General features: G+C 56.2%; 14 protein-coding genes. 8 read left to right on the forward strand and 6 right to left on the reverse strand.

Annotation, left to right across the window (positions count from 1 at the left end):
* Positions 1-52 precede the first annotated feature (52 nt).
* The 4 genes from QZJ86_RS01170 (at position 53) to QZJ86_RS01185 (ending at position 3,574) form a co-directional block, all read left to right on the forward strand.
* On the forward strand, positions 53-472 hold the full coding sequence (locus QZJ86_RS01170) for a DUF2784 domain-containing protein (protein ID WP_301935851.1): 420 nt from the start codon (positions 53-55) through the stop codon (positions 470-472).
* A gap of 94 nt (positions 473-566) precedes the next feature.
* Positions 567-1,553: a 2Fe-2S iron-sulfur cluster binding domain-containing protein gene (locus tag QZJ86_RS01175; RefSeq protein WP_301935852.1), complete on the forward strand. Its 987-nt coding sequence runs from the start codon at positions 567-569 to the stop codon at positions 1,551-1,553.
* Between the two features lie 378 nt (positions 1,554-1,931).
* Positions 1,932-2,597 (forward strand): hypothetical protein, encoded by a 666-nt coding sequence (locus QZJ86_RS01180; RefSeq protein ID WP_301935853.1) that lies wholly within the window; start codon positions 1,932-1,934, stop codon positions 2,595-2,597.
* 188 nt (positions 2,598-2,785) lie between these two features.
* Positions 2,786-3,574, forward strand: a complete 789-nt coding sequence (locus QZJ86_RS01185) for a hypothetical protein (protein ID WP_301935854.1) — start codon at positions 2,786-2,788, stop codon at positions 3,572-3,574.
* Positions 3,575-3,722: 148 nt separating this feature from the next.
* Here QZJ86_RS01185 and lpdA read toward each other — a convergent pair whose 3' ends face one another.
* From lpdA to QZJ86_RS01205, 4 genes are all read right to left on the reverse strand, one after another.
* Positions 3,723-5,138: a dihydrolipoyl dehydrogenase gene (gene lpdA, locus QZJ86_RS01190; RefSeq protein ID WP_301935855.1), complete on the reverse strand. Its 1,416-nt coding sequence runs from the start codon at positions 5,136-5,138 to the stop codon at positions 3,723-3,725.
* A 10-nt stretch (positions 5,139-5,148) separates the two neighbouring features.
* Positions 5,149-6,450, reverse strand: a complete 1,302-nt coding sequence (locus QZJ86_RS01195; protein ID WP_301935856.1) for a 2-oxo acid dehydrogenase subunit E2 — start codon at positions 6,448-6,450, stop codon at positions 5,149-5,151.
* A gap of 25 nt (positions 6,451-6,475) precedes the next feature.
* Complete coding sequence (gene aceE, locus QZJ86_RS01200; RefSeq protein WP_301935857.1) at positions 6,476-9,148, reverse strand: pyruvate dehydrogenase (acetyl-transferring), homodimeric type; 2,673 nt, start codon at positions 9,146-9,148, stop codon at positions 6,476-6,478.
* A gap of 166 nt (positions 9,149-9,314) precedes the next feature.
* The gene (locus QZJ86_RS01205) at positions 9,315-10,919 is read right to left on the reverse strand and encodes a protein adenylyltransferase SelO (protein ID WP_301935858.1); all 1,605 of its coding nucleotides are present in this window, start codon (positions 10,917-10,919) and stop codon (positions 9,315-9,317) included.
* Positions 10,920-11,029: 110 nt separating this feature from the next.
* Here QZJ86_RS01205 and bamE point away from each other — a divergent pair, with 110 nt between their 5' ends.
* Both bamE and QZJ86_RS01215 read left to right on the forward strand, forming a co-directional pair.
* Entirely contained in the window at positions 11,030-11,374 is a 345-nt protein-coding gene (bamE, locus tag QZJ86_RS01210; RefSeq protein WP_301935859.1) for an outer membrane protein assembly factor BamE domain-containing protein, read from the forward strand.
* Positions 11,375-11,386: 12 nt separating this feature from the next.
* A complete protein-coding gene (locus QZJ86_RS01215) occupies positions 11,387-12,319 on the forward strand; it encodes a peptidoglycan DD-metalloendopeptidase family protein (RefSeq protein WP_301935860.1) in 933 nt (310 codons plus the stop codon).
* Between the two features lie 58 nt (positions 12,320-12,377).
* On the opposite strand, the gene QZJ86_RS01220 is transcribed toward QZJ86_RS01215, so the two are convergent.
* Positions 12,378-13,574, reverse strand: a complete 1,197-nt coding sequence (locus tag QZJ86_RS01220) for an MFS transporter (RefSeq protein WP_301935861.1) — start codon at positions 13,572-13,574, stop codon at positions 12,378-12,380.
* 168 nt (positions 13,575-13,742) lie between these two features.
* Between QZJ86_RS01220 and QZJ86_RS01225 the strand changes: the two genes are divergently transcribed.
* Positions 13,743-14,528, forward strand: a complete 786-nt coding sequence (locus QZJ86_RS01225) for a dienelactone hydrolase family protein (protein WP_301935862.1) — start codon at positions 13,743-13,745, stop codon at positions 14,526-14,528.
* A gap of 11 nt (positions 14,529-14,539) precedes the next feature.
* Here the strand turns inward: QZJ86_RS01225 and QZJ86_RS01230 are convergent, their stop codons facing one another.
* On the reverse strand, positions 14,540-15,235 hold the full coding sequence (locus tag QZJ86_RS01230; protein ID WP_301935863.1) for a TetR/AcrR family transcriptional regulator: 696 nt from the start codon (positions 15,233-15,235) through the stop codon (positions 14,540-14,542).
* A 140-nt stretch (positions 15,236-15,375) separates the two neighbouring features.
* Between QZJ86_RS01230 and QZJ86_RS01235 the strand changes: the two genes are divergently transcribed.
* The gene (locus QZJ86_RS01235; RefSeq protein ID WP_301935864.1) at positions 15,376-16,551 is read left to right on the forward strand and encodes an efflux RND transporter periplasmic adaptor subunit; all 1,176 of its coding nucleotides are present in this window, start codon (positions 15,376-15,378) and stop codon (positions 16,549-16,551) included.

The raw sequence follows: 16,551 nt of genomic DNA on the forward strand, positions 1-16,551 counted from the left end.
TGGCGAGAGTAATGTGCTCTAATATGGCGCTCGGCTTGCGTTAGGGGGGCGAATGTCGGAGACATTTGTATATCGGCTACTTGCCGATCTGGTGCTGTTGTTGCACGCGGCCTTGGTGGTGTTTGTGGTTGGCGGACTTGCGATAATCGTCGCCGGCAACCTGCTGGCTTGGCGCTGGGTCAATGCTTTGTGGTTTAGATTGGCGCATCTTGGCGTAATCGCCATCGTGGTAGCGGAGTCCTGGTTCGGGTTGGTTTGCCCGCTCACGTCTCTGGAAATGTGGCTGCGGGCAAAGGCTAAAGGTGGTGCTTACGTCGGCAGCTTCGTTGCGCATTGGTTGCGGAGCGTTCTTTTCTATGAGGCGCCGGCATGGGTTTTTACTGTCGTCTACTCGCTATTCGGTTTGTTGGTCGTCGCCGCTTGGCGGTTGTTTCCGCCTCGGTTCGGGCGGAACCGCCATGAAGATTTCTGAATCAATCCGTTGCGAGTTTCAGCAGCAAGGTGGCAATTTTGGCGCCAGCGGGTAACAATGGGGTTCGGTGAATAATAAGAAAAAAGGGGGACGGATGTCGCTAAATAAAATCACGCTGGATGATCGCGAACTGTATTGCGAAGACGACGAATCATTGCTTGACGCCTTAATACGCGCAAACGTGGAAATTGCGCACAATTGCCGCCAAGGCCGTTGTCATAATTGCTTGGTGCGTTGTTTACAGGGTACACCGCCGCCAGGGGCGCAAAAAGGCTTAAGGGAAGCGTTACGCCATCAAAATTATTTTCTGGCTTGTCGGTGTTTCCCGCAGCAAGATGTGGCCATCAGCCTGAAGCCAGTTGAGGATTGTTTTACTGAAGCGACGGTGATCGGCAAGCGATTATTGAATATCGATACGATGTTGGTAAGCGTACGCTGTAAAGCCGCGCTGGATCATTACGCTGGGCAATTTGTGAACTTAAAGCGGGGCGATGGCTTGACGCGTAGCTACGCGATAGCCAATAGCCGCATTCATGGCGAAAAATTGTCGTTCCATATCCGCCGTTTGGCTGGAGGCCGCTTTAGCGAATGGGTGCATCAAGAGCTAAACATCGGCGACAGCATAGCGGTATCCGAACCGCAAGGACTTTGCTACTACTGGCCGGGCGATAAAAACCAGGGCCTGCTGTTGATCGGCACCGGTAGCGGACTGGCGCCCTTGGCCGCTATCGCCGCCGAAGCGCTGCATCAGGGCCACGCTGGCCCTGTCCATCTTTATCATGGCGGCGGGGAAATGGATGGGTTGTATTGGATAGATGAAATGATGGAGATGGCCAGTCAATATGCCAATTTTCATTATACGCCTTGCGTATCGCGAGGCGATGCGCCGGCCGGCGTAGCCGCGGGCAGAGCCAACAATGTGGCTATGGCGGACATGCCCAGCTTGAAAGGCTGGCGGGTGTATTTGTCCGGCCATCCGGAAATGGTCGACGAAACCAAGCGCATGGCCATGCTGAAAGGCGCATGGAATCAGGATATCTACACCGAAGCGTTTCACTTCGCTTCGTCGACCTTGGATTGACTACATACGCATGGCGTAAGGAATCGCCGCCCTCGTGCTTGATACACCGGCAAGCTTAATTTCAATCGGCTAAACCTCCCCAGCTTATGCCCGCTTATTGCGATTGTTATGTGACAACAATCGTGGCAGCGCGGCTTTGTTTCTCAATTTTCGACCTCCATTCCTCTGATGCCCGCGATCCGCTGATTCAGGCTAATCAGCGCAATGGCCCTTCGCGCCGCCAAAACTGCACCAAAAGAGCCATTTTCTGCAATGCAATGCTTGTTTTATATTTCTAACGTCGTGTTTGGCGTTGCTGCGCCGGACCGGCGAGTACGCTGAAAACATTTCGTGGCGCGGCGCACCGAATCCCAAATACCTATGCAGGAGAAACATATCATGAACAAAACCTTGAGACAGGCGCTGGCGATGGCCTGGATGATCGGCGTAGTCAACGTGGCGCAAGCAACGCCAATAGCGCTGCTGTCGGACAACTTTGACCTGGAAAATGGCGGCGCGGGTGCGGCCGAGTACAGCCGTTTTACAAATTTCACCGCGGCTAATATTGATCTGTTGGCGCCGGGCTATTTTGCTACGCTGTGTCAGAGCGCGGGTGGCGGCACTCCCTGTGTCGACATGGAGGGAAGTGGTAACGGATCTCTTACCACCAAGATCGCTTTCGATTTGGCTGCCAACAGCCTTTTCATCGCGCAGTTCGATCTTGCCGGCGATCAGCGTGGCCGTAGCGGCAATCAGGTGACTGCCGAGCTGGTCAGCATCACCGGGGAAATGCTGTACCAGGAAGTCTTCGCGTTGGCCTCAGACGCCGGCTTCACCACCTTCATCCGCAGCATCTATATCCCAGATGCGGGGCAGGCTCGCTTTAAGTTTTTCAGTGGTGGGCCAGCTGATTCCATGGGCATGCTGCTGGACAATGTGGTGCTGTCTGCCAATAGCCTGACGGCTGTGCCCGTACCCCCAGCTGCCTTGCTGTTCGCCTCGGGGATGGCGGTGCTGGGCTTACGCCGCCGCTCAGCCCATGGCTCAGTGCGTATAGGCGTATGACAGGTCATGCGTGGGCGGCTGGCTGACCTGTCGACGATCTTCTAGCGGTATCGCGGTTGCCAAGCCGGAGGGCTTAAAAGGGTAGAGCGAGATAGTTAGCAAATGAGGTTGGTATCTAATGCACGCAGGCATAGAAAAAGTAGGCGAGATAATCGCCAGTATTGAAATTTCATAGCAGGAGAAATTCCATGGCAGATCGATTGAATTTAGAGCAAACATTAATGCCCGGACAAAGTATTAAGTCTAATAATGGCAAGGCGCAGCTAGTTATGCAGGGCGACGGTAATCTTGTGCTTTACGAATCCATCATAGGGGGCGGGAGGGCGCTTTGGGCATCGGACACCTGGAACATGGCGGATGCCTCTGGTTCCCGACTTGTTCTGCAGAGTGACGGAAACCTGGTGATTTACACGCCGAACGATCAGCCGATCTGGGATTCGGGAACCTGGAACGTTGCCGGGGCGAGCCTCGTTATGCAGGACGACGGGAATTTGGTCATCTATGCTTCGGATGGGCGTGCGGTGTGGGCGTCCGATACGAGGTTGGGTAGCCTGGGAGGACCTCTGCATATCAGCAATGAGTGGCGTCATCCCAATGGGTTTCACATGGCGGGTGACGGCTATCTCACCGCGCAAGGGCAACTGAGGATGGACATTACCACCTGGACTTCGTCTTGGGGCCTTGGCTTTACCGGAGGCGGCATCTTGGCGGTGATTGACGCCGGCGAAAACGTTATTCACAAATTCGAAGTCTGGCCCTTGGGGGTTGATGCGCGAGGTGTCTTGTGGGCACGAAGCCGTAGGACGGACCATGTGGATACACAGATTGATCCGGCTCTTGCTGCGCAAGCTGCGCGGATTGAACTTTGGCTTGGACATATGCCAAAGAATCGCTGGGACCAGATCATGGCAGAGACGCGGCAGAAGGTAGAGGATTTGAAGCGGCTTTACGACGATCTTTTGCAGGTAACGGCTTAAGCTTGCAAGTTTCAAAGGATTAACGTTGCAATTCAACCATAATGTTGAATAGCGGTATAGCTGGACCGGTAGGCAATAGCGATCTCTGACACCATTCAAGCTGGCAAGCTGGGTTTACGCTGTCGCGTCAAATCCAGCCCGCCAATGCTTATTTTTTAACGTACAAATCCGTAATCGTTCCTTCGATCATCTCCGCCGCAAACGCGAAGGTTTCCGACAAAGTCGGATGCGGATGAATGCTCAGGCTGATGTCGGTGGCGTCAGCGCCCATTTCCAGGGCCAGCACCGCTTCCGCGACCAACTCGCCGGCACCGGGGCCGGTAAAACCAGCACCGAGGATGCGGCCTGTGGTTTTGTCGGTGAGGATTTTGGTAATGCCTTCGCTACGGCCCAAAGCAAGCGAACGGCCACTGGCCGCCCAAGGGAATACGGCTTTGTCGAATTCCACGCCTTGTTGCTGAGCCTGGGTTTCGGTCAAGCCCATCCAGGCCACTTCCGGGTCGGTGTAAGCCACTGATGGAATGGTCAGCGCGTCGAAACCGGCTTTGTGGCCGGCGATGGTTTCGGCGGCGATTTTGCCTTCGTGGGTGGCTTTGTGAGCCAACATCGGGTTGCCGACGATGTCGCCGATCGCGAAGATGTTGCTGACGTTGGTACGGCCTTGTTTATCGACCGGGATAAAGCCGCGTTCGTCGACGTTGACGCCGGCTTGTTCGGCAGCTATCAGTTTGCCATTGGGGCGGCGGCCGACGGCGACCAATACGGCATCGAATACTTCCGACTCCGGCGCATCCTTGCCTTCCATCGTCACTTTGATGCCGGCATCGGTCGGCTCCATCGCCTTGACGCTGGTTTTCAGCCACAGATTGTCGTATTGCTTCTTGATCTTACGTTGCAGCGGTGTGACCAAATCCTTGTCGCAGCCGGGGATGATTTGATCCATCAACTCGACGACGCTGATTTTGGAACCCAGCGCGTGATAAACCGTCGCCATTTCCAAGCCGATGATGCCGCCGCCAACGATTAATAGTTTCTCGGGTACCGATTTCAGTTCCAGCGCATCGGTGGAATCCCATACTCTAGGGTCGTCGTGCGGAAAGCTGGGAATTTTGGTTGGCTGCGAGCCAGCGGCGATGATGGCATTGTCGAAGGTCACGGTTTGGACGCCGGCTTCGCTTTCTATCGTCAGGCTGTTGGCGCTGGCAAATTTGCCCAGCCCGTTAATCACGGTGACTTTGCGCTGCTTGGCCAGTTTCGCCAGGCCTTGATTCAAACTCTGGCTGACGCTTTGTTTCCAGCCCCTGATTTTATTCAGATCGACAGTCGGTTTGCCAAAGCTGACGCCGTGTTCCGCCATCGCTTCGGCTTCGTGGATGATTTGCGCGGCATGCAGCAAGGCTTTGGACGGGATGCAGCCGACGTTCAGACAGACACCGCCCAACACCGGGTAGCGTTCGACCAAAACCACTTGCTTACCCAAATCGGCGGCGCGAAACGCTGCCGTGTAACCGCCGGGGCCACCGCCCAGAACCAATACTTCGGCGTGCGTGACAGAATTGCTCATATCCCTACTCCTACAATAACAGCCGGCGAATATCGCCCAGATAAGATTTCAATGCTTCCATGAAACGCGCGCCTTCGGCGCCGTCGATGACGCGGTGGTCGTAAGTAATGTCCAGTGGCAGCATCAATTTCGGTTCGAAGGTCGAGCCATTCCAAACGGGCTGCATCTTGGAACGGGTCACGCCCAGAATCGCGACCTCTGGTGCGTTGACGATAGGGGTAAACGCAGTGCCGCCGATGCCGCCCAGGCTGGAGATGGTCATGCAACCACCCTGCATATCGGCCGGTTTCAACTTGCCGGTTCTGGCCAGTTCGCTTTTCTCGGCCAGTTCGTTGGAGAGTTGGAAAATGCCTTTTTTATCGACATCGCGAATCACCGGTACCACCAGGCCATTCGGAGTGTCAACGGCTATGCCGATATGGAAGTATTTCTTGAAATACAGCTTGTCGCCTTCCGGAGACAATGAGCTATTGAAGGCGGGATATTTCTGCATCGCCGCCACCAAGGCCTTCATGATGAAGATCAGGCCGGTGATTTTGACGGCATCTTTGGCCAAGCCGGCATTGACTGACTTGCGGAAGTCTTCCATCGCGCCGATATCGACTTCATCGTGATAGGTCACCAGCGGTAGGTTCAGCCAGACGCGGGTCAGATTTTGGCCGGTCAGGCGCTTGATTTTGCTGAGTGGTTTTTCTTCGATTTCGCCGAATTGGGTGAAATCCACGGCCGGAATCGACGGTATGCCGGCGCCGCCGCTAACCGCGCCGCCGGAGCTCATAGCCTGTTTGACGAAGTTTTTCACGTCGTCTTGCAGGATACGGCCCTTGCGGCCACTGCCGGTTTGGATCTTACTCAGATCGACACCCAGTTCGCGGGCGAATAGTCTGACGCTGGGCGTGGCGTGTGGTTTAAAACCCTCGCTGCTAACCGCAACCGGGGCTGCCGGAGCGACCGCGGGTTTTGCCGGTTCGACTTTCGGCGTTTCGGCCACGGGTGCAGGCGTTGGTGCGGGCTCGGCTGGAGCGGCGACGGCTGTTGCAACTTCTGCTGGCGCCGCCGCAGCAACAGTTTCACCGACTTCGACGGTTGCAATCAGGGTGCCTTCGGAGACTTTATCGCCCGGTTTGATATGGACTGTCTTGATGGTGCCGGCCGCGCTGGACGGCAGATCCATGGTGGCCTTGTCGGTTTCCATTACTGCCAGGGTTTGTTCCAGGGTCACCACGTCGCCGGGCTGGATCAACACTTCGACGATGTCGATCTCGGGGACATTGCCGACGTCGGGAACCTTTACTTCGATTATAGAACTCATGTGTCGCTTTCCGTTAAATCAGCCGTTAAATCAACCAAGGCGCGGTGGCGTCGGGATTGATGTTGTATTTGGCAATCGCCACTTCGACTTTCGCGGCATCGAACTCGCCGGCTTGCGCCAAGCTATGCAGCGCAGCCACGGTAACGTGGTGTCTGTCTACCTCGAAGAAGCTGCGCAGATTGGCGCGGGTGTCGGAACGGCCGAAACCGTCGGTGCCCAACACCGTGTAAGGGCGTTTCACCCAAGGGCGGATTTGCTCGGCGAACACGCGCATGTAGTCGGTAGCGGCAATCACCGGACCTTTAGTGTTGTCCAGGCAATGTTCGATATGGGTAATGCGTGGCTTTTCGGTGGGATGCAGGCGGTTCCAGCGCTCGCAACTTTGGCCGTCGCGGCCCAGTTCGGTAAAGCTTGGGCAGCTCCACAAATCGGCGTCCACCCCCCAGTCGTCGTGCAGTAATTTGGCGGCTTCGATGACTTCGATGAAGATGGTGCCGGAACCCAGCAATTGTACGCGCGGCTTCTTGCTGTTCGGGCCTTTCTTGAACAAGTACATGCCTTTTAGAATGTCGCTTTCGGCGCCTTCCGGCATCGCCGGTTGGTCGTAATTTTCGTTCATCAGGGTAATGTAATAGAAAATATCTTCCTGTTCGACATACATGCGGCGCAGGCCGTCATGGATGATCACCGCCAGTTCGCAAGCGAAGGTTGGATCGTAGGAATAGCAGTTCGGCACGGTGGCTGACATCAGATGGCTGTGGCCGTCTTCGTGTTGCAAACCTTCGCCGTTCAAGGTGGTCCGGCCGGCGGTGCCGCCCAGCAGGAAGCCGCGGGTGCGTTGATCGGCCGCCGCCCAGATCAGGTCGCCGACCCGTTGGAAGCCGAACATCGAGTAATAGATGAAAAACGGGATCATCGGCACGCCGTGGGTCGAATACGAAGTGCCGGCCGCGATCCAGTCGCACAGACCGCCCGCCTCGTTAATGCCTTCCTGCAAGACTTGGCCGTGCTTGTCTTCCTTATAGAACATCAGTTGTTCGGCGTCTTGCGGCGTATACAGCTGGCCGACCTGCGACCAGATACCCAACTGGCGGAACATGCCTTCCATACCAAAGGTACGCGATTCGTCGGGGACGATGGGTACCACGCGCTTGCCGATCTGCTTGTCTTTGACCAGGATGTTCAGGATACGGACGAAAGCCATGGTGGTGGAAATTTCGTGACCTTCGCCGGTGCCTTCCAACAGGCCTTTGAAGGCCGACAAGGCTGGAATTTCCAAGGGATAGGACTTGGTACGGCGAGCCGGCAAATAACCGCCCAGGTCGACGCGGCGTTGGCGCAGGTAATTGAGTTCTGCGGAATCTTCGGCGAAACGGATGTAAGGCAGATTGATCAATTCTTCGTCGCTGACCGGCAACTGGTAACGGTCGCGGATGTATTTGATCGATTCCATGCTCATCTTTTTCTGTTGATGGCTGGTGTTTTGCGCCTGGCCGGAGTCGCCCATGCCGTAACCTTTAATGGTTTTAGCCAGAACCACGGTGGGTTGACCTGTGTGGTTGACGGCGGCATTGAAGGCGGCGAAGACTTTAATCGGGTCGTGGCCGCCGCGATTCAGCTCCCAAATATCGCGGTCGGTGTAGTCTTTCACCAGCTCCTGCAATTCCGGGCTGTTGAAGAATTTTTCCCGGACGTAGGCGCCGTCCTTGGATTTGAAGGTTTGGTAATCGCCGTCCACGCATTCCATCATGCGTTTGACGATCAGGCCGTCTTTGTCGCGGGACAGGATGGCGTCCCAGCGCCGCCCCCAGATCACTTTGATCACGTTCCAGTTGGCACCGCGGAAGTTGGCTTCCAGCTCTTGAATGATCTTGCCGTTGCCGCGTACCGGGCCATCCAGGCGTTGCAGATTGCAGTTGACCACGAAAATCAGATTATCCAGTTTTTCGCGGCCGGCCATGCCGATTGCGCCCAGGGTTTCCGGTTCGTCGGTTTCGCCGTCGCCCAGGAAAGCCCAGACTTTACGGCCGTCGGTGTTGGCGAAGCCGCGGTCTTGCATATAACGCATGAAGCGGGCTTGGTAAATTGCCATGATCGGACCAAGACCCATCGATACGGTCGGGAATTGCCAGAAATCGGGCATCAACCAGGGGTGCGGATAGGACGACAAACCGTTGCCGCCGACTTCCTGTCTGAAACTGTCCATTTGCTCTTCGCTGAGACGGCCCAGCAAAAAGGCGTGGGCATAAGTGCCTGGCGCGGAATGGCCTTGGGAGAAAATCAGGTCGCCGCCGTGTTTATCGGAAGGTGCGCTCCAGAAATGATTTTGACCAACGTCGTACAAGGTGACGGCGGAAGCGAAACTGGCGATATGGCCGCCGACATTGGTGTACTTGTTCGCACGCAACACCATCATCATCGCATTCCAGCGTACATAGGAGCGGATGGTGCGCTCGATGTCGGTATTGCCGGGAAATTTGGGTTGTTGATCGATCGAGATGGTGTTGATGTAAGGCGTATTGGCAGAGAACGGGATGTCCATGCCGGCTTGTCTGGCGGTGCTGAGCAGGGTTTCGATGAGAAAGTTGGCGCGATCGCTGCCTTCTTTTTCTATCACCGCTTGCAGCGCCTCCATCCACTCCTGGGTTTCGGCAGGATCAATATCGTGTTTGGCGGCAATATCGGTATTGTTGGTCATTACGGAACCTTGAAAAACGTTGGATTAGCTTGAAAAGGATACCCGAAATGACCGGTTTGAGCATGTGTTTTTTGCTTTATGCCTCGCGTCTTGCAGGATGGAATAAGGGGTGTAGGCCCATGACAGTGTTGGTAATCACTTCATTGCCAGCGTATCCGGAGCCGGCTCATGAACTGCAAGACAGCATCGAACAGCCGGCGCGTTGTTTGGCCCAATCCGGGCGTTTGGCGGCAAAGCTCTCCTTGTCGGCTTGCTCGGCGTAAGGATGGCGCAACAGATCGAGCAAGTCCCGGACTAAACTAAAATCGCCTTGCTCGGCCTGGTCGATGGCGAGTTGTGCCAGATAATTGCGCAACACGTATTTGGGATTGACGGCATTCATCGCCGCTCGGCGTTCCGGTTGCGGTCTGCTGTCGCGCTGGCTGCGAGTCTGATAGGTTTCGAACCAGATCGTGGCGCGTTCGATGACTTCGTCGCTTAAAGGCTCATAGCTGGTTTGCTGCAACATCGCTAAAAATTGCCGAACTGCGTCGGATTCCTGGCTTAAGTCGATATCGGCCAGTTGCCGATAAAACAAGCTCATGTCGGTCTCGGCGGCTTGTAATAATTGCAAAAGCTCGTTGACCAAGGCATCGTCTTCCGCCGGTTCGAAAGCCAGTAATCCCAGCTTGGCCGCCATCATGGCCTGCCAACCCTTATCAAAAGTTTCGGTATAAGCCAAAAGGGCTTGCTGCAAACTTTCCGCGCGTTTGATCAGCGGGTACAAGGCGTTGGCCAACTGCACCAAGTTCCAGTAAGCGATTTTCGGCTGGTTGCCGAAACGGTAGCGGCGGCCTTGGGCATCGGTGGTATTGGGAGTCCAGTCCGGATCGTAATTTTCCAGCCAGCCGTAGGGGCCATAATCGATGGTCAGGCCTAGAATGGACATATTGTCGGTGTTCATCACGCCGTGCACGAAACCGACCCGCTGCCAATGCACGATCATCTCGGCGGTTTTGCGGCAGACTTCTTCAAACCAACTGAGATAGACAGGAATCGACGGTTCGCCCAACGCCGGAAAATCGGTGCGTATCGTGTAATCGACCAGTTTTTTCAAGGAGTCCAGGTCGTCGCGGGCGGTGAAAATTTGAAAATTGCCGAAGCGGATGAACGACGGCGCCACCCGGCATACCACCGCGCCGGCTTCGATTTGCGGATTGCCGTCGTAAAACATATCGCGCACCACCTGTTTGCCGGTCAGCATCACGCTTAAGGCGCGAGTGGTCGGTACGCCGAGATGATGCATGGCTTCGCTGCATAAAAATTCCCGGACCGATGAACGCAACACCGCCAAACCGTCGGCGCTGCGCGAATAAGGCGTCAGCCCGGCGCCTTTCAGTTGCAAGGCATAATGCTGGCCGCGGCTGTTGACGACTTCGCCGAGATTAATGGCGCGGCCGTCGCCGAGCTGACCGGCCCATTGGCCGAACTGATGGCCGCCGTAGCACATCGCGTAAGCTTCCATGCCTTTCGCCAAACGGCTGCCGGCGAAGACTTGGCAAAAATCTGCCGATTCGCAGGTCTCGGCCGACAGCTCCAAATCTTCCGCCACTTCCCTGGCGTACGCTAGCAGTCGGGGTTGTTTGGCCGGGGTTGGTGGCGCCCATGAATAACAGGCGTTGTAAACCTGGCGCCGGAAATTGTCGGGTTCGGGGTCGCCGGGCAACTCGCGAATGAAACGATTGTCGAAATTCAGATTATCGAGGGCTAGTTTGTCGGTTTCGGTAGGCATGAGAACATTCGGTTTGCGGCTAAAAAATTTTCGAATCGCGGCTGGAACCGGCTAAGATAGGCCATTAACAGCTAGTTTATATCAATCAACTTTTCAATTAGGGAATACAAATGAAAAATTTTCTTGCAAAACGCGGACCACGTGCCGCTGGACTTAGTTCACTGCTGCTGGTCGCTAGCATGGCGGTCACTCAACTAACCGGCTGTTTTACCGTCGGCCAAGAGTTTTCACCGGTCAGAGTGCCGGAGATCAAAGTCGGTCAAACCCGCAAGCAAGATATTACCGAGATGTTCGGTACTCCCTGGCGTACCGGCATGGAAGACGGTAAGCCTACCTGGACTTACGGTATATACAAATATGCCTTGTTCGGCGGCAACGATTCCCAGGACTTGCTGATTCGGTTCGATGCGCAAGGCGTGGTGCGCTCCTACACTTTTAGTTCCACCCGCAAATAATCGCGGTAAGCGGTGTTTGCGCGCCGACTGTTAGCCATTTCGCTATTGCTGGTATCTAGCGCCGGCGTAGCGAAAAAACTCTACAAATACCAGGATGCGCAGGGTAACTGGCATTACACCGATCAACCACCAGCTGTCGATCATCCTGGCGAAGTCAGGCAATTAAAAGCCACCGCCAAGCAACACGTCTGGCTGGAAAAGACTGCCGATAGAGCGCGGCCCAGTTTTTTTGTCCGCAACGCCTATCCGGGGCCCATTGAACTGGCAGTCGAGTGGGGCGAACGGGAAAACGTCAGCGCTAGCCCGGAATTGCCGCAACGTTTTGTTGTCCAGTCCGGCGAATCCGGCAACTTATTCACGATTACTCCTAATGTCGGGGCGCAATCCTATCGGATGAAGTTGCAATACCGTTATGTAATTGGTCCGCCGCTGGCGGATTATGTCGGCCAAACGCTATATCAGCCACCGTTGCCGGCCGGCGGGCGTTTTCAGATTACCCAAGCTTTCAACGGCCCTTTCAGCCATAACGATGACCAAAACCGTTACGCGGTGGACATCATGATGCCGGTCGATACACCGATTTACGCGGCGCGCGCAGGTGTCGTGCTGGAGGTGGAAAACGATTATGTCGGTAGCGGTACCGAGCAGGCGTATGCCAGCAAGGCCAATAGCATTCGCATCTTGCACGATGACGGCTCGATGGCGGTTTATGCTCATCTGGCTTTGGAAAAGGCTCAGGTTCATCCCGGTTTGCGGGTCCGCGCCGGCGAGATGATCGGCTATTCGGGCAACACCGGCTTGACGACCGGCCCGCATTTGCATTTTGCGGTGCAGGTCAATCGCGGCATGGAATTGGTGTCGGTGCCGTTTCAGTTTGCCGGCGCCGACGGCCAGATACTGGAGCCGCAGTCTGGACTATGGTTGAACGGTTACGCTCGGCAATAAAAAATTAGTGATCGACTACGGTGCGGCGTGTTAGCAAAAGGATGACGCTCACGGCTCCTCAGTCGTGACGGTTTTTGCGGCGAACGACCAGCATTAACAGCGCCAAAGCACAAAATCCCGCCCCGGCGTAAAAGGTAAATGCCGCGCCTTGCCTATCCCACAGCAAACCGGCTAAAACGCTGGCCAGTAACATCGCAATGCCGCCGACCAGATTGAAAAAACCGTAAGCAGTGCCGCGTAAGTCCGCCGGCGCGGTATCCGCGACCATTTTCGCCAATAAGCCTTGGGTCATGCCCATGTGGATGCCCCACAGCGCCACACCGGCAGTGACTACTATCCAGTCGGTGCTGCTGGCCAGTACCAGATCGGCGGCGATCAGCACCAGCAAGCCCCAAGCCAGCAATGTACGATGGGAAATACGGTCCGACAAGCGGCCGAACGGATAGGCGGTGGCCGAATAGAGGATATTCATCGCCACCATCACCAGTGGCACCAGCGCCAGGGCGATATCGCTTTGCTGAGCGCGTAATACCAAAAAAGCTTCGCTGAAGCGCGCCAGGGTAAATACCGCACCTATCGCCACGACCTGCCAATAAGCGGCTCCCAAACGTCGCAGGTTACTGCGCTTGATCGGATTGCCGTGTTGGGCCCGTTGCAAATTTGGCGGCTCCTTTACCCCGAATAGCAGCATCAACACCGACAACACGCCGGGGATTACCGCCACCCAGAATACCGCCCGGAAATCGTTGGCCCACGACAGCATCAAGCCCACCGCCAGCAAGGGTCCCAGAAACGCGCCGATATTATCCAGGGATTGCCGCAAGCCGAAGGCTGCGCCGCGAATTTCGGCTGGCGTGATATCGGCCACCAAGGCGTCGCGCGGCGCGCCGCGTATGCCCTTGCCAACTCGGTCCAGCAAGCGTGCCGTCAATATCATGCCGCTGCTGGCGGCAACCGCGAACAGCGGTTTGGTCAGCGCGCCCAGGCTATAACCCAGCAAGGCCAGGCTTTTGCGTTTGCCCAGATAATCGCTGATGACGCCGGAAAACACCTTGACGATCAATGCAGTCGCTTCCGCCGCGCCTTCGATCAAGCCTATGCTCAAACTGCTGGCATGCAGGGTGGTGACCATGAACAGCGGCAACAGGCTATGAATCATTTCCGAGGAAATATCCATCAACATACTGACAAAGCCTAGCGCCCAAACGCCTTTTGGAACTTGCCGCCAGATGGGGCGAGAGCCGGATTGCTTCATAAAATGGTCTTTTTGCGGTTCGATGGAAATCGTGGTGTCTAAAGTGCGGCGCTTAGTGTGCTTTAAAACGCGCCGCTTGGTTATAAAATTATTATCGATTATTTCGGGGATTGACAATAAACGTTAGCAATGTGAACGTTAAGGTTTTCCCATCAACAGGAGGTTTCCGTGAAGTATTGTTTGGTTTTATTAGCCTGTTTATTCAGTGCCGGTGTGCAAGCGGCCTTGCGTGAAGAAGCGGTGACCTACCGAGCCGGCGATACCTCGTTGAACGGCTATTTGGTCTGGGACGACGCTAAGGGCGACAAGCAGCCAGGGGTGTTGGTGGTGCACGAGTGGTGGGGATTAAACGACTACGCCCGGCAGCGGGCGAAAATGTTGGCGGAACTGGGGTATACCGCGCTGGCTGTGGATATGTACGGCGACGGCAAAAGCAGCGAGCATGCGGCTGAAGCTTCCGCGTTCATGGCCAGCGTCGTGGAACGGGCCGGCGTGTCGCAACAGCGGTTTTTGGCGGCCAAGGAGTTTCTGCAAAAACAGGCTAGCGTCGATCCGGATAAGATCGCGGCAATAGGCTACTGTTTCGGTGGCGCCACGGTGTTGAATATGGCCAGGCTAGGCGTCGATTTGGCGGCGGTCGTCAGTTTTCACGGTAATCTGGCGACGCAGACGCCGGCTCAAACAGGACAAGTCAAGGCGCGGGTGTTGGTACTGAACGGCGCGGCCGACGAATTCGTCAGCGCCGATAGCATTAGTGCTTTCGAACAAGAAATGGCTCAGGCCGGTGCCGACTATCGTTTCGTTAACTATCCCGGCGTCCGTCACGGCTTTACCAATCCCGATGCCGACCGGCTGGGCAAAGCCAATAATCTTGCAATTGCCTATGATGCCGCGGCGGATAAACAATCCTGGCAGGCCATGCGGCAGTTGTTTGACGAGGTGTTCGAACAATAAGTCCAGCTTGGCTATTCTTTAATCGGGTCGGCGGCGGTCGCCCCATAAGCGCGCATAAAAGCGCCGACGGCGCGTTCTACCACCGCTTTGGCTTCCTTTTGCGTTAATTCAGGGCGAGCGTTGAACAGGCCGGGTTCGAAGACTTCGGCTTCCAGGAGGCCGCGAAAATGAGCGGCCACCACCCGCGGATCGGCGCGGCGCAGTTGGCCGGCATTCATGGCTTGCTCGAAAAATTGTGTGGTGAATTGCATGCCCTTGACCGGACCGTTTGCGTAAAACAAACGTCCGGCTTCCGGTTGATTGGCCGCCGCCGCGATCAGCATGCGTCGGGCGGCCAGGCTTTTCAGGGATAGAAAGTTGCGCATCACGCCTTCGCCGAAACGTTGCAGAGTCGCCGCCAAATCGTCGGACGGTTGCAACAGTCCCAGCACTTCATTGACATGGCCCGGTAGCGTGTCGACCGGCGCGCTGCCGCAAGCCGGCGCCAGCAATGAAAACAATTGCTCGCTGTGCCGATCGGCGGAACGGCGCGCCAGTTCCAGAAATAGCTGCTCCTTGGAGCTGAAATAGTTATACAGCGTGGCTTTGGAATGACCGGCCCTGGCGGCGATTTCGGCCATCGTGGCTTGTTCGAAACCGACCTTCTCGAACACCGCCTTTGCTGCGTCGAGAATGGCTTGGCAGCGTTGCTCGCTTTTCTTTCTCATGGAACCTCTCTTTTTTAGACTTGTCGGTACAGTTTTGTTTGACAGCCGGATTTTGCTGGCTATATTCTAAACCGTACGGTCCAGTTTTGGATCGATTTATAAACCCGCTGTCGTATCAACGTTCACCGAGATTATCCGTCATGAAGCCATCCGCCTCGTTTCCCGTTAAGCCCCGATCTTCTCTTCAATACGGCTTGAGCCATGGCTGGCTGCTGGCCGGTGTTTTCACGGTGTTGGCGGCGGGTGCGGCGCTGGTGGCCGTGTCTGCCATGTCTAAACCGGGGGAGGCCAGCCGACCTCAAGTGGTGGCGGCCTTGACGGTGACGGGTGCCGCGCCGCAATGGCGACAATGGCCGGCGACTATCGATGCGTCCGGGGCGATTGCACCCTGGCAGGAGGCGGTGATCGGTGCTCAGCAGGCCGGTTTGCGGCTGATCGAAGTCAATGTCAACGTTGGCGACCAGGTGAAACGCGGCCAGTTGCTCGCGCGTTTCGACGCCGACATGCTGCGCGCCGATCTGGCGCAATTGAAAGCCAATTTGGCCCAGGCCCAGGCCACGGCGGCCCAGGCCGAAATCAATAAACAGCGGGTTTTGAAGTTAAAAAACGCTGCCAGCCTCAGCCAGCAAGAATTGTTGCGCTACGAAACCGAAGCAGAAACCTCGCGCACTCAGGTCGAGGCGATCAAGGCGCAACTGGCCGCTAAGCAATTGCAACTGGGATATGCCGAGGTGCGGGCGCCCGACGACGGCGTGATCAGCGCCCGGCAGGCGACCTTGGGCGCGGTGGCTGGCAGCGGCCAGGAATTGTTTCGATTGATTCGGCAGAATCGGTTGGAGTGGCGCGGCGAATTGACTGCCGGACAGCTGGCGCAAAGCCAGGCCGGACAAAGTATCAAGTTGAGCCTGCCGGACGGTGGCAGCGCCGAAGCCATTGTCCGGCAACTGGCGCCGGTATTGGACGAGCAATCCCGACTGGGTTTGGTCTACGCCGATATTCAGCCAGGCAGTTCGGCGCGGGCCGGGATGTACGCCAATGGCCGTATCGTGTTGAATCAGCGCGCAGCCTTGACGATACCGGCCGCCAGCGTGGTGATCCGCGACGGCCGCAGTTATGTGCTGAAATTGCAAGGCGGCGCCGAGACGGCGCCGGTCAGTTTGCAAGCGGTCGGCACCGGCCGGCGGCAAGGGCTGGAAATCGAGATTGTGCAAGGCCTGAGCGAAACCGAACGGGTGGTGGTGGAAGGTGCTGGCTTCCTGAATGACGGCGATCTGGTGCGTATCGCTCCCGACAAAATCGGCGGCGGTGAGGGTTAA

This window comes from Methylomonas montana (genome assembly GCF_030490285.1).
Classification (GTDB): Bacteria; Pseudomonadota; Gammaproteobacteria; order Methylococcales; family Methylomonadaceae; genus Methylomonas; species Methylomonas montana.

Coding starts and splice junctions, on each gene's coding strand:
- QZJ86_RS01170 (WP_301935851.1), top strand. CDS start 53: ATGTCGGAGACATTTGTATATCGGCTACTTGCCGATCTGGTGCTGTTG.
- QZJ86_RS01175 (WP_301935852.1), top strand. CDS start 567: ATGTCGCTAAATAAAATCACGCTGGATGATCGCGAACTGTATTGCGAA.
- QZJ86_RS01180 (WP_301935853.1), top strand. CDS start 1,932: ATGAACAAAACCTTGAGACAGGCGCTGGCGATGGCCTGGATGATCGGC.
- QZJ86_RS01185 (WP_301935854.1), top strand. CDS start 2,786: ATGGCAGATCGATTGAATTTAGAGCAAACATTAATGCCCGGACAAAGT.
- lpdA (WP_301935855.1), bottom strand. CDS start 5,138: ATGAGCAATTCTGTCACGCACGCCGAAGTATTGGTTCTGGGCGGTGGC.
- QZJ86_RS01195 (WP_301935856.1), bottom strand. CDS start 6,450: ATGAGTTCTATAATCGAAGTAAAGGTTCCCGACGTCGGCAATGTCCCC.
- aceE (WP_301935857.1), bottom strand. CDS start 9,148: ATGACCAACAATACCGATATTGCCGCCAAACACGATATTGATCCTGCC.
- QZJ86_RS01205 (WP_301935858.1), bottom strand. CDS start 10,919: ATGCCTACCGAAACCGACAAACTAGCCCTCGATAATCTGAATTTCGAC.
- bamE (WP_301935859.1), top strand. CDS start 11,030: ATGAAAAATTTTCTTGCAAAACGCGGACCACGTGCCGCTGGACTTAGT.
- QZJ86_RS01220 (WP_301935861.1), bottom strand. CDS start 13,574: ATGAAGCAATCCGGCTCTCGCCCCATCTGGCGGCAAGTTCCAAAAGGC.
- QZJ86_RS01230 (WP_301935863.1), bottom strand. CDS start 15,235: ATGAGAAAGAAAAGCGAGCAACGCTGCCAAGCCATTCTCGACGCAGCA.
- QZJ86_RS01235 (WP_301935864.1), top strand. CDS start 15,376: ATGAAGCCATCCGCCTCGTTTCCCGTTAAGCCCCGATCTTCTCTTCAA.